This window comes from Flavobacterium flabelliforme, from assembly GCF_017948675.1.
Taxonomy (GTDB): domain Bacteria; phylum Bacteroidota; class Bacteroidia; order Flavobacteriales; family Flavobacteriaceae; genus Flavobacterium; species Flavobacterium pygoscelis.
In genome coordinates, this window is record NZ_JAGFBU010000001.1 from 806,273 (window position 1) to 820,007 (window position 13,735).

A 13,735-nucleotide genomic window follows, 5' to 3' on the forward strand; every position below is an offset into this window, starting at 1 on the left:
TTTTTATGATTGAGTATACAAAAAAGAGCTACAACCTTTCTACTTCATCTTTTTTAATTAAATTTGATTTTGAACTTAAACTAAAATTTGATTTTTAGTTTACAATAGCAACTTATGAAAATAAATTCTTTAGTAGTAGAAATTGACGGTATTGACAAAGAAATTCTTCGTGATTTAATGAATGATGCTCGCAAACCAATTCTTCAAATTGCCAATAAAATAGGCATTTCTGGCGCGGCAATTCACCAACGATTAAAGAAATTAGAGCAATCTGGAGTGATTTCAGGATCTAAATTTACTGTTAGCAATAAAGTTCTTGGCTATAACACAATGGCTTTTGTTGGTATTTATTTAGACAAAGCTTCTAGTAATCCAGAGGCCGTTAGAGACTTAAAGAAAATTCCAGAAGTTTTAGAATGCCATTACACGACCGGAAATTGGTCTATTTTAATTAAAATTATCTGCCGAGATAACGAACATTTGATGCATTTATTGAACACTAAAATTCAAGCAATCGATGGTGTTTCTAGAACGGAAACCTTTATTTCCTTAGACCAACAAATTGACAGACAGATTCAGCTGTAAGGATTAAATCAAATGAATAAATCATAAAAAAACCGACTCAATTAACAATCGAGTCGGTTACTACTTTTCTATAATTTGAAATTATCAAATTAATCTCTTCTACTTCCTCCCATATAGATTGAAACATAATACAACAAAGTTGCAATAGATCCCAAAGCAGCCACAACATAAGTTCTTGCAGCCCATTTAAGCGAATCTTTTGCTCCAGCTTGTTCTTGCTGCGTAAGCATTCTTTTATTTTCTAACCAAGCCAAAGCACGGTTACTCGCATCGTATTCAACCGGCAAAGTAACAATAGAAAATAAAGTAGTTGCTGCAAAAATGACAATTCCTACTAACAATAATTGCGGAAAGGTTTTTAACATCAAAATTCCAGCTAATAAAATCCATTGCATGTAACTTGAGGCTACATTTACAATTGGCACCAATTTAGAACGCATCGTCAGCCATTGATAACCCACAGCATGCTGTACCGCATGTCCGCATTCATGTGCCGCAACCGCAGCCGCAGCCGCATTTCGTTGATTATAAACGGCCTCACTTAAATTTACTGTTTTATCAACAGGATTATAATGATCCGTTAATCTTCCCGGAGTAGAAATCACTCTTACATCACGTATCCCATTGTCAGCAAGCATTTTTTCAGCGATTTCTGCTCCCGACATTCCGTTTTGCAACTGCAGTTTAGAATAAAATTCGAATTTGCTTTTTAGTCTCGAACTCACCAACCAACTGAAAAGCATAATTGCTCCAGCAAGAATTAAATATCCCATTCCCATATCTTTGTATTTTAATTTTTTATAAACACTACTGAAACATCAAATTGTGAACCAATTATTAAAATTGACAAATTGACATTTGTTAAATAATTGATAATTCATATTAATTACTTAGTCTATTTTTCAAAATCTACTAACTATTAAACTTTTGTCCTACTGAAAGCATATTTATAAGCTTATAAAACATCACTAGAAATATTCTAGCATTAAAATCAGAAGGAATTATTCACATAAATAAAATTGAGCATTTGTTTATTAATCCAAGATTAACGACACTTCTCTATTATTTAAATAGAGATTAGAAGCACATAAAATCAATATCTAAAAAAAAATCCAAATCCCAGCAATTGGAATTTGGATTTTTTTAATTTAAAAAACCGTAGTTCTATCCTACCAAATTAATTATTTTACCTGGAACGATAATCACTTTATTTGGTGTTTTACCTTCTAACTGTTTAATAGTTCTATCATCTTTCATAACGATTTCCTCAATTTGCTCCTTGGTTAAATCCAAAGGTAATTTGATGGTGAAACGCATTTTCCCATTGAAAGAAACCGGATATTCTTTTTCACTTTCCACCAAATGAGCTGCTTCAAAAACTGGAAAAGCCACCGTTGCAATTGAACCTTCATGACCTAATAACGACCACAACTCCTCAGCAATGTGTGGCGCATAAGGTGAAATCACAATGGCTAAAGGTTCTAGAATAGCACGAGAATGACAATTTTGAGTTGACAATTCATTTACACAAATCATAAACTGAGATACTGACGTATTGAAAGAGAAATTCTCGATATCTTCTGCTACTTTTTTGATGGTTTTGTGCAAAGATTTTAAGTTGTCTTTTGATGGTGCTTCGTCTGTAACAATCATACCGTTATCATCAAAGTACAAACGACATAATTTTTTTAAGAAACCAAAAACTCCCGAAATTCCAGCAGTATTCCAAGGTTTAGCTTGCTCTAATGGTCCCAGAAACATTTCGTACAAACGCAACGTATCGGCTCCGTATTCGTTACAAATATCATCCGGCGTAACAACGTTATATTTTGATTTGGACATTTTTTCTACTTCGCGACCAACGATATACTTTCCATTGTCATCTGTAATAAACTCCGCATTTGCATAATCTTCTCTCCAAGCTTTGAATCTTTCAATGTCCAATTCATCAGAAGCATTTACCATAGAAACATCAACGTGGATTGGTTGCACATTTTGACCTTCTATCTTGTTTTTAGAAACATAGGTATTAGTTCCTTCCAATCGATACACAAAAGCACTCATTCCCAAAATCATTCCCTGATTAATCAGTTTTTTGAACGGTTCTTCGGTTGGTGCATAACCTTTATCTTTTAAGAATTTGTTCCAAAAACGAGAATACAACAAATGGCCTGTTGCATGTTCGTTTCCTCCAATATATAAATCTACACTTTCCCAATAAGCCAAAGCTTCTTGGCTAGCAAATTCGTTTTCATTTTGCGCATCCATATAACGCATCCAATAAAAAGAACTTCCCGCCCAACCCGGCATTGTGTTTAATTCTAGAGGAAAAATGGTTGTATTATTTACTAAATCTGTATTGACTACTTTATTTTTCTCGATATCCCAAGCCCAAACTAAAGCGTTTCCTAAAGGTGGCAAACCATCTTCTGTTGGCAAATACTTTTCTACTTCCGGCAATATAATAGGCAAATGTTTCGCATCAATCATTTGCGGCAAGCCATTTACATAATAAACTGGAAACGGTTCTCCCCAATATCTTTGACGAGAAAAAACAGCATCACGCAAACGGTAATTTGTTTTTCCTTTTCCTTGTTTTAATTTTTCTAGCGCTTCAATCGCCTTATAAGTTCCTTCTTTATATCCTAATCCGTTTAAAAAATCAGAATCTATTAATTGAAATCCATCCTTAGAACCAAAAGCGGCCTCAGTAATATCTTTATCAAAAATATTCTTGATTTCTTGCATTCCTTCTTGCCCTTTGAAGAAATTAGCAAAAGCAAAATCTCTTTCATCTCCGCAAGGAACCGCCATCACTGCTCCAGTTCCGTAGCCAGCTAATACATAATCCCCAATCCAAACCGGAATTGCTTCTTTAGTAAATGGGTGCTCAGCATACGCTCCTGTAAAAACGCCTGAAATTGTTTTAACATCCGCCATACGCTCTCTTTCAGATCTTTTTGACGTTTTTTCGATATAGGATTCAACAGCTGCTTTTTGTGCTGGAGTTGTAATTTTGGCAACCAAATCATGTTCTGGTGCCAATGTCATAAACGTCACTCCAAAAATAGTATCAGGACGTGTCGTGAAAACGTCAATAATCTCTTTATGACCTTTCACATTAAAGGAAACCATCGCTCCAACAGATTTTCCAATCCAGTTTCTTTGACTTTCTTTGATGCTTTCGCTCCAATCAATATCATTTAAACCTTGCAACAAGCGCTCTGCATAAGCAGAAATTCGCATGCTCCACTGTGTCATTTTTTTTCGAACTACAGTAAAACCACCGCGCTCAGAAACGCCATTTACAATTTCGTCGTTGGCTAAAACCGTACCTAATCCTGGACACCAGTTTACTTCCGTCTCCGCTAAATACGTTAATCTATATTGTAAAAGAATTTTTTCTTGCTGCTCTTTTGTGAAAGCGTTCCATTCAGTTGCTGAAAATTCTTGAATAGTATCATCACAAACAGCGTTGACATTTGCATTCCCTTCTGATGCAAAAACAGCAACCAAAGTCGAAATATCTTCTGCTTTGTCGCTCTTTTTATTGTACCAAGAGTTAAACAATTGGATAAAAATCCATTGTGTGTGCTTGTAATAATCAGGATTTGAAGTTCGCACTTCACGACTCCAATCAAATGAAAATCCAATAGTATCTAGTTGCTTTCTATAACCAGCAATTTTATTTCCTTCTTTATCAAAACCACCATCAATATTTACAGCCGTTGTATCTTCTGGACGTTGCCCAGTTTGAATGGCATACTGCTCCGCTGGCAATCCAAAACTATCATATCCCATTGGGTGCAACACATTAAAACCTTGATGTCTTTTATAACGAGAATACACATCCGATGCAATATATCCAAGTGGATGTCCTACATGCAAACCTGCTCCAGAAGGATAAGGAAACATATCAAGCACATAATATTTAGGTTTGTCTGAATTATTTTCGGCTTTAAAGGTTTGATTTTCTAACCAATATTTGCGCCATTTTGCTTCAATTTCGTTCGGATTGTATTTCATAATTTAAGATTCATAGCAACTGATCTACTCATTTGCTTCATTTTTTTCTGGAAATGATTGTTTTAAGGTGTCAAATTTACGTTTATTGTACGAAAGTTGAAACTTTGGTCGTTATTAACTTCAAATAAAGAAATTCTTTATTATTTTTACCCAATAATTTCAATAAACTATGAGTTCTTCCTTTGATAATTTTCAAAAACGCCGATTAATCTCTTCCTATTTTTCAGTAGTACTAAGTGTTTTCTTAGTTTTATTTCTACTTGGAATTTTGGGTCTTTTTATTATAAATTCTAAAAAACTAGCTAATGATTTTAGAGAAAATATCGCTATGACAGTTTTCTTCAAAAATGAAGCTAATGATAGTATTATAAAAAGTTTTGGAACCGAATTAAAATCAAAACGTTTTGTAAAATCATTCAATTTTGTTGATAAACAAGTTGCAGCAAAACAACATACCGACATTATCGGAGAAGACTTCATGACTTTTCTAGGAGAAAATCCATTACAAAACTCCTATGATATTCATCTAAAAGCAGATTATGTAATCAAAGATAGTATTGCAAAAATTGAAACTAGTTTACGTAAGAACATCATGGTGTCTGATATTGTTTATGACAAACAACTAGTAAATCTAGTAAACGACAACATCAAGAAAGTAAGTATGTGGATTTTGATAGTGAGCGGCTTCTTGACTGTGATCGCTGTTTTATTAATCAACAGTTCACTGCGATTATCGATTCATTCAAATCGTTTTATCATTAAAACCATGCAAATGGTAGGCGCTACAAAATCATTTATTAGAAAACCTTTTGTTATGCGTAGCATAAAGCTAGGAATGATTGGAGCAATATTAGCAGTCCTAACTTTGATTGGAGTTTTACTTTATGTTGAAAATAGTTTCCCAAACCTTGGAATTTTAGAAGACAAAGCTTCGATCGGAATGGTATTATTAGCTGTTTTAGGTATTGGAATTCTGATCACTTGGCTAAGTACCTATTTTGCTACACAACGTTTCTTAAATTTAAGAACAGATGATCTGTATTAATTTAAGATCTTAGATTAACGATTTTTTAGATTTAATAAAAAAAAGCCTGCTAATTTACCACAAATGAAAAACAACGAAAATAAATCAGATTTCCTTTTTGACAAAGTAAACTATAAAATTCTACTAATTGGTATCGGAGTTATTGCCTTGGGATTCATACTCATGTCCGGAGGAGGAAGTAAAGATCCAAATGTATTTAGTGATGCTATTTTTAATTTTAGAAGAATTAGATTGGCTCCAACTATGGTTTTAATTGGATTTGGAATCACCATTTACGCTATACTTAAAAATCCAAAGAAAGTATAAATGAATACAATTCAAGCTTTTTTAATTGCTATTATAGAAGGATTAACAGAATATCTTCCAATTTCCTCAACAGCTCACATGGTTTTTCTTAGTTCCTATTTTGGAATTCAAGAAGATGATTTTGTAAAACTTTTTCAGGTTTCCATTCAATTTGGAGCCATTTTAGCTGTAGTCGCTTTGTATTGGAAAAAGTTTTTTGACTTCTCAAAATTCAATTTTTACATCAAGCTTATATGTGCTGTAATTCCCGCTTTAGTATTAGGGAAATTATTTGATGACAAAATCGAAGCTGTATTAGGCGACCCCATTCCTATCGCTATTGTATTAATATTAGGTGGAGTAATTCTACTTTTTATTGACAAAAAATTTCAAAATCCAACGGTTTTAAAAGAAGAGGATATTACCGTAAAAAAAGCAGTAGTTGTTGGATTCTGGCAATGTTTAGCCATGATGCCTGGCACAAGTCGATCAGCAGCTTCTATTATTGGAGGAATGCAACAAGGACTTACAAGACATGTTGCTGCCGAATTTTCTTTTTTTCTGGCCGTACCTACCATGATGGCAGTTACTTGTTATTCGCTATTTTTAAAAACATACGAAACCTCACAAATGAAAGGTTACGAATTAATTTTAAAGTCAAACGAAAACATTCAATTATTCCTTATTGGTAATGTGGTAGCTTTTATAGTAGCAGTTATTGCTATTAAATTTTTTATCGAAATCATCAAGAAATACGGTTTTAAACCATGGGGTTGGTACCGAATCATTGTTGGTTTGTTTTTATTGGTTTACTTCTCATATTTTAAATAATTCACTTTGAAGACAGTCGAAGATTTTCTAGACGGACAAATTTTACTTATTGATAAACCTTTGAATTGGAGTTCTTTTCAGGCAGTAAATAAATTAAAATATGCGCTAATCAACAAACTTGGGCTTCCTAAAAAATTCAAGATTGGGCATGCTGGAACTTTAGATCCATTAGCAACTGGCCTATTATTAGTATGTACAGGGAAATTTACCAAAAGAATAACAGAACTTCAAGGTCAGGCCAAAGAGTACACTGGAACTTTTTATATTGGTGCTACAACTCCATCTTATGATTTAGAAACCGAAATTGACCAGACGTTCTCAATTACACATATTGACGAAACTTTGATTCACGAAACCGTGAAACAATTTCTTGGCGAAATCGATCAAAAACCACCCATTTATTCTGCTATAAAAAAAGATGGTGTACGTTTATACGAACATGCACGTGCCGGAGAAACTGTCGAAATTGCTTTCAGAAAAACGACGATTCACGAATTTGAAATCACCCGAATTGCGCTTCCAGAAATCGACTTTAGAGTAGTTTGCAGCAAAGGAACTTATATCCGATCACTAGCGTATGATTTTGGAAAGGCAATGAATTCAGGCTCACATTTAACTGCTTTACGCCGTACCAAAATTGGAGATTATAATGTGATCAACGCTGTAGACGTAACTGCTTTTGAAGAAAACTTAGGAAAAGAGATCTAATTTTTTCACCTTATCGAATAAATATTCTAGATTCATAACAGTACAGTTTTACCGTGGTGAAGTTTAAAGTAGATGAAAAGCCGAATTAACTTAAGATTCTGGGCATCTAATATTTATTTTTAAAACAAACCTATTTACTCTAAAAAGCAAAAACACATGACAAATCATTAAATGAATTTGCGATGTGTTTTCTCTAAAAAACAAAGCAGTTGTAAAAAATGCTTTATTTCTAACTGGCTTCAGCCACTCGTTAATAATTAGCAAGGCGCTTTCCTCCAAAAAGAAAATGCGATACATAATCATACACTTTTTCAAGTAATTTTTTCATAATAATGTTTTTTTAATTGTTAGACAATCTGATTAACACCTATAAAAAAAGCAAATCAAAATAATAGATTTGGTTAACAATCAGCAATTTACAATTATTTTTAGAATAAAAAAAATAATTTTTAGAACTTAAGAAAGCTTCTGTAAATTAATAAAATAGAACTACTGATTTTTTAAAATTTAAGAATCAAACTCTTGCATTAAATTGATAATTTCTTCTTGAGTACTTACTCCTTTGTCATGCAAGTACCAAAGTTGCAAATTAGTTTTTGCTGTTTCATCAACAACTCCAAATTCCTTTTTATAATTTTGAATTAATTCGATCGCACCTTTTGGTCTTGGTCCCCAATGTCCTAATAATTCTCCTGTTACTTTATCAACAACGATAACTATTGGGATTGATTTTGAATTGTTTGTTAAAAACAACTTCATCAGATCATCATTTTCATCACGCAAAACAATTTTTAATTCAATTTTACCTGATTCTAAAGCCATTTTATTAACAACTGGTAACAATTGGGCCGCATCACCACACCAACCTTCTGAAATAACCAACCAAATGTAATCTCCTTTTAATGATTTTAACTTTTGACTAATTTGTTCTGTTATTTGCACGGTTTTATCCAAACGATTCATTCTAGTCTCATTTAGAGTACTGTAATGCGTTAAATCTTCAGATTGTTCGTTTCCTGTAGCTTTACCTTGCAATAATAAATCAGAAACTAATTTTCTATATTCTAAATAAGGATGACTATTAAACAATCCTTTGGCTATCGAAGTTTTCATAATTGTTAATTTATAGTTACAAAGTTACCATAAAAAAGAGGTTAAAATGTGACATTTGTCACTTTCTAAAGTACAAAAAGAGTAATTTTATACCAAATAATGAAAATGGATTTAAAAACAAAATCAATTGGGCTCATTCTTTCAGGAGGAGGTTCTAAAGGTTTGGCACATGCTGGAGCAATAAAGTTTTTAGAAGAACAAAACATAATACCGGATCGCATTGCAGGAACAAGTGCCGGTTCTATTGTAGGAGCTTTGTACGCTTGGGGAAAAACACCCGAAGAAATACTAACTTTTTTTAAATCGATTTATCTTTTTCATTGGAAACACCTGACGTTCAAAAAAGCTGGATTAATAGATTCTGGTTCCTTCAAACAGTATTTTCATACGATATTTAAAGATGCATTAATAGGTGATTTAAAAATTCCAATACAAATTACCGCTACCGATATGGTGCGGGGAAAACTAAAGGTTTTTGGGCCCGATACAAAAATAATTGATGCTATATTGGCCTCTTCAGCCTTTCCAGGAATTATGTCTCCTTATGAAATTAACGGTCGTCTGTATAGCGACGGAGGCATTTTAAATCATTTTCCAACTGATATTTTACAAGGACATTGCGAAACGTTAATCGGAATTTACGTAAGTCCAATTCAGAAAATTGAAGCAAAAGACCTAAATTCAATCAAGGCCGTTACTACAAGAGCTTTTGACATTCTTTCGGCAAATTCAAATATGCACAAATTTAACTTTTGCGATTGGGTAATTGAACCTACCGATTTGACTTTGTACAGCACTTTTGAAACTAATAAAATAAAGATGGATACTGTTTTTAAAATTGGCTATGAAGCAGCCAAAGAATCCTACGAGAAACTTAATTTATAAAATATAGACAACACTTTTTTTAAAAATCAGAATATGTCTATATTTGCACGAATCAACACAACGCAAAATGAAATACAAAAGAATTCTTCTAAAATTAAGTGGTGAAGCTTTAATGGGTGATTTGCAATACGGAATTGATCCGAAAAGATTAGGTGAATATGCCGACGAAATCAAGCAGATCCATGAAAAAGGAATTGAAATCGCTATTGTAATAGGTGGTGGAAATATTTTTAGAGGAGTTGCTGGTGCAAGTGCAGGAATGGATAGAGTACAAGGAGATTATATGGGAATGCTTGCTACCGTAATAAACGGAATGGCTTTGCAAGGTGCCTTGGAAGAAAAAGGAATGAAAACTAGATTGCAAACAGCCTTAAAAATGGAGTCGATTGCGGAACCTTACATTAAAAGAAGAGCAGATCGTCACCTTGAAAAAGGGAGAATTGTAATTTTTGGAGCTGGAACAGGAAACCCTTATTTTACAACAGATACTGCCGCTGTTTTACGTGGAATAGAAATTAATGCCAACGTAATCCTAAAGGGAACACGTGTAGATGGTGTTTATGACTGTGATCCAGAGAAAAATGCTGCTGCCGTGAAGTTTGATTTTATTTCGTTTGATGATGTTCTTAAAAAAGGATTGAATGTAATGGATACTACTGCATTTACTTTAAGTCAAGAAAACAAATTACCAATCGTTGTTTTTGATATGAATACTGCAGGAAATCTATTAAAGATTTGCGAAGGAGAAAATATAGGAACAGTTGTAAATATATAAGCACAACAAAAGTAGATATAGAATACAAAGAGCTAAAATTTTAAAGAAATGACTGAAGAAATTGAATTTATATTAGATAGTACCAAAGAATCTATGATCGGTTCTATTGCGCATTTAGAAAAAGAATTTTTGAACATCCGCGCTGGAAAAGCCTCACCAGCGATGTTAGGAAGTGTCTTTGTAGATTATTACGGATCAGCGACACCGCTTTCTCAAGTTTCTAAAATCAGTGTTCCTGATGCAAGAACAATTACTTTGCAGCCATTTGAAAAAAATATGTTGCAACCTATTGAAAAAGCAATTATGATAGCCAACATTGGATTTAACCCAATGAATAATGGTGATGTAATTATCATAAGTGTACCGGCATTAACCGAAGAAAGAAGACGCGAATTGGCTAAACAAGCTAAAGTAGAATCTGAAGATGCTAAAGTAGGTATTAGAAATGCTCGTAAAGATGCTAACACTGATATTAAAAAACTAGAAAAAGACGGAACCTCTGAAGACATTTGTAAAAGTGCTGAAGAAGAAGTTCAAAACTTAACGAATAGTTTTATCAAAAAAATTGATGAGTTATTAGTTTACAAAGAAGCTGAAATCATGAAGGTTTAATCCTTATAGCATTTATATAAAAAACCGTGTTTCAAAAAAATATTTTTTTGAAACACGGTTTTTTTATTTTTACAAAAAAAATCGGACTAGGTACTAGAAACAAATTTAAGTCCAATTATAGAACTTATTAGTGTTGTTATAAAGAATATTCTCCAAAAATCAGCGGGTTCTTTAAAAATAAAAACACCAACCAAAACAGTTCCTACGGCACCAATTCCGGTCCAAACCGCATAAGCAGTTCCTATAGGCAATGTTTGTGTTGCTTTATAAAGCAATAGCATACTAACGGCCAAACAAGCTAAAAATCCTGCTAACCACAATGTAGCAGTCATTCCCGAACTTTCTTTGGCTTTGCCTAAACAAGTTGCAAAACCGACTTCGAAAAGACCACCAATAATCAATAAAATCCAATTCATATTACTGTTTTAAAATTAATACCGAAGGAACACCACTCAACCAAATACTTCTTGAATCTACTAATTCCTTCCAACTTCCTAAACTAATCAGCATTAAATCTTGCTGTCCTAAAAACTCACTTTCGATAGTTCGATTGTCAATTAGATCAATGTTATTAGGATATTTTTCTTGCAAAGAATCTACAGCGCTCTTGATGACAAAATTAGAATTAAAATACCCATTTACATCAAGTATCACCAATTTTGAATTGTTGTTATAAATTAATTTCTGAGCATATTCTATCAAAAAGGAATCTTCGGTACTAAAAATAGGGACAAATACACGATTGACTTCTTGTAAATCTTTATCGATCAAAATACCAATTGGCATTTTAGTTTTAGAAATAATCTGTCGGGTTCTTTCATCAAAAGGAGAATTTTCAAACAAACCTTCTTTTCCTGTAAACTTATCAATCAATCGATCTGGATTAATAATCCGAGTCGTAAAGCCAATTACTTTCCCTAAAATAGTGCCTTCAAAAATAGATTTACCCAAACCTATTAATAGCAAATCATAATCTCCTTGATTGGCTATATCTGCTATTTCAGTTTCAATATCCACAGTCGCCTTAAAGATAGTTTTAATATCTTGTTGTAACAATTGAGACTCCTCAACAATTGGATCAAAAGTGTTTTTTTCTTTATCCTCTAAATTAAAAGAATGCACCTCATCACTCAAAGACAAATGCATAGCGGTTATACAAGATTGTGCTTTTTGCTTCTTGGTCAAACTGTTTGCCAAACGCAGCAATGATTTTCCTTTTTCATTATTTCCAAAGGATATTAAAACACGGTATTTGTTAAAGTTAATTGGCTCAACAATTGCATCGCTGTCTTTTGTCTTAAAAATATAATTGATCAAGTCTAATGCGGGTCCAGTCATAAATGTTGTAACCAAAGCCATAATAACCATCATGGTAAAAACTTCTGGTGTCAGCACTTTAAGTTCTAAACCTATATTGAGCACGATTAATTCCATCAAACCTCTGGTGTTCATCAAAGCGCCAATAGTAAGACTATCGCGCCAACTTTGACCTACAAACTTGGCTGCTAATGCACTTCCTAAGAACTTTCCAACAACAGCAACTAGAATGATGAATCCTGTTACTTTCCAGAGATAAGGATCGTTTAATAATCCTATTTCAGTTTTTAAACCTGTAAAAACAAAAAACAAAGGAAGCAAAAGAATTAAAGCTACATCTTCGACTTTTTCTATAAAAATAGTTCTGAATTTTGGAACATCTGGCATAATTGCTCCAGCCATAAAAGCACCAAATAAAGCATGAATTCCGATAACTTCAGTAGCATAAGAAGACATAATCAACACGAGGAAAAAGATGGCAACTACTGGTTTTACAATACTATCCTTAGAACCGTATAAATCCCCAATTCGTTTTAGAAATGGTTTTACTATAAAAATCATAGCAAGAACATAAAGTACCGCAAGCATAATAATATATAAAGAACTAACAAAAGTTCCTGCTTTTACAATAGCGATTACAACTGCCAGAATACACCAAGCCGTAATATCATCGGCGGCAGCGCAAGTAATTACGATTGCACCTAATTTTGTTTTATGAATTCCTCTTTCCTGAACAATTCGTGCCAAAACAGGAAAAGCGGTAATACTCAATGCAATCCCCATAAAGAGACTAAAAGAAAGAAACTTAACGCCTTCTGGAGCAAACTGATCGTATACAAAATAGGAAAGACCAATACCTAGCGCAAAAGGAATTACAATACTGGCATGACTGATAACAATGGCTTCATTAGCCTTATTTTTTAGGACTTTCATGTCTAATTCCATTCCGATGACAAACATAAAAAGGATTAGACCTATCTGACTTAAAAATTTTAAGTTCCCTAAAGACTCTACGGGAAATAGCGCCGATGAAAATTCCGGAAAATACATCCCTAATAAAGAAGGACCCAGAACAATTCCGGCAATAATCTCTCCGATAACTGACGGCTGACCAATTTTTTTAAAAACCCAGCCAAAAAAACGAGCAACCAAAATTATAGTTATAATTTGTGCTAAAAGAATCGCTAATGGATCTTGAAAATTGTATTGCATAGAAGCTAAAAAATCTTTCCAAGAACCATTTCCGCTTGCGGGCGTAACAATAGTTTTACTCGCTTCTAAGAATTTACCTTTACTAATAATCCAATATATTAAGGCAGAGAATCCGCCAGTTACAGCGAAATAAAAAATAGTATTTTTATATTTTTTCATATCTAATTTTACGGCATTAAACTCGAATTCAAAAACGGGCTAAGAGTAGCCAAATGTATCATTATTATTCTAATATTTATATTGTAGTAAATAAAATATATAAGCTCAAACCAAAGTTAAAACCATCAAAAAAAAGAAGCTAAAATTAATGACTTAGAATCCATTTAATTACCTTTACATCC

Annotated in this window: 13 protein-coding genes; 8 read left to right on the forward strand and 5 right to left on the reverse strand. The window is 33.1% G+C overall.

Features of this window, described 5'->3' with window-relative positions:
- Positions 1-114: 114 nt before the first annotated feature.
- Complete coding sequence (locus J3S90_RS03545) at positions 115-585, forward strand: Lrp/AsnC ligand binding domain-containing protein (protein WP_188048994.1); 471 nt, start codon at positions 115-117, stop codon at positions 583-585.
- Between the two features lie 89 nt (positions 586-674).
- Here the strand turns inward: J3S90_RS03545 and J3S90_RS03550 are convergent, their stop codons facing one another.
- Together J3S90_RS03550 and leuS are read right to left on the reverse strand one after the other, a co-directional pair.
- Positions 675-1,364, reverse strand: coding sequence for a zinc metallopeptidase (locus J3S90_RS03550; protein WP_210644776.1), 690 nt, complete (start codon positions 1,362-1,364; stop codon positions 675-677).
- Between the two features lie 385 nt (positions 1,365-1,749).
- Positions 1,750-4,611: a leucine--tRNA ligase gene (leuS, locus tag J3S90_RS03555; protein WP_210644778.1), complete on the reverse strand. Its 2,862-nt coding sequence runs from the start codon at positions 4,609-4,611 to the stop codon at positions 1,750-1,752.
- Between the two features lie 169 nt (positions 4,612-4,780).
- Between leuS and J3S90_RS03560 the strand changes: the two genes are divergently transcribed.
- The 4 genes from J3S90_RS03560 (at position 4,781) to truB (ending at position 7,480) form a co-directional block, all read left to right on the forward strand.
- On the forward strand, positions 4,781-5,656 hold the full coding sequence (locus J3S90_RS03560; RefSeq protein ID WP_188048997.1) for a cell division protein FtsX: 876 nt from the start codon (positions 4,781-4,783) through the stop codon (positions 5,654-5,656).
- 63 nt (positions 5,657-5,719) lie between these two features.
- Positions 5,720-5,962, forward strand: a complete 243-nt coding sequence (locus tag J3S90_RS03565) for a DUF3098 domain-containing protein (protein WP_210644780.1) — start codon at positions 5,720-5,722, stop codon at positions 5,960-5,962.
- Positions 5,963-6,772, forward strand: a complete 810-nt coding sequence (locus J3S90_RS03570) for an undecaprenyl-diphosphate phosphatase (protein WP_210644782.1) — start codon at positions 5,963-5,965, stop codon at positions 6,770-6,772.
- A gap of 6 nt (positions 6,773-6,778) precedes the next feature.
- Positions 6,779-7,480, forward strand: coding sequence for a tRNA pseudouridine(55) synthase TruB (truB, locus tag J3S90_RS03575; protein ID WP_210644784.1), 702 nt, complete (start codon positions 6,779-6,781; stop codon positions 7,478-7,480).
- 507 nt (positions 7,481-7,987) lie between these two features.
- On the opposite strand, the gene J3S90_RS03580 is transcribed toward truB, so the two are convergent.
- Complete coding sequence (locus tag J3S90_RS03580) at positions 7,988-8,593, reverse strand: thioredoxin family protein (protein ID WP_188049001.1); 606 nt, start codon at positions 8,591-8,593, stop codon at positions 7,988-7,990.
- 105 nt (positions 8,594-8,698) lie between these two features.
- Here J3S90_RS03580 and J3S90_RS03585 point away from each other — a divergent pair, with 105 nt between their 5' ends.
- From J3S90_RS03585 to frr, 3 genes are all read left to right on the forward strand, one after another.
- Complete coding sequence (locus J3S90_RS03585) at positions 8,699-9,478, forward strand: patatin-like phospholipase family protein (protein WP_188049002.1); 780 nt, start codon at positions 8,699-8,701, stop codon at positions 9,476-9,478.
- Positions 9,479-9,545: 67 nt separating this feature from the next.
- Complete coding sequence (gene pyrH / locus J3S90_RS03590) at positions 9,546-10,253, forward strand: UMP kinase (RefSeq protein ID WP_188049003.1); 708 nt, start codon at positions 9,546-9,548, stop codon at positions 10,251-10,253.
- A gap of 48 nt (positions 10,254-10,301) precedes the next feature.
- Positions 10,302-10,865 (forward strand): ribosome recycling factor, encoded by a 564-nt coding sequence (gene frr, locus J3S90_RS03595; protein WP_188049004.1) that lies wholly within the window; start codon positions 10,302-10,304, stop codon positions 10,863-10,865.
- An 86-nt stretch (positions 10,866-10,951) separates the two neighbouring features.
- Here frr and J3S90_RS03600 read toward each other — a convergent pair whose 3' ends face one another.
- Together J3S90_RS03600 and J3S90_RS03605 are read right to left on the reverse strand one after the other, a co-directional pair.
- Complete coding sequence (locus J3S90_RS03600; protein WP_188049005.1) at positions 10,952-11,281, reverse strand: DMT family transporter; 330 nt, start codon at positions 11,279-11,281, stop codon at positions 10,952-10,954.
- 1 nt (position 11,282) lies between these two features.
- A complete protein-coding gene (locus J3S90_RS03605; RefSeq protein WP_210644785.1) occupies positions 11,283-13,553 on the reverse strand; it encodes a cation:proton antiporter domain-containing protein in 2,271 nt (756 codons plus the stop codon).
- Positions 13,554-13,735: the final 182 nt, after the last annotated feature.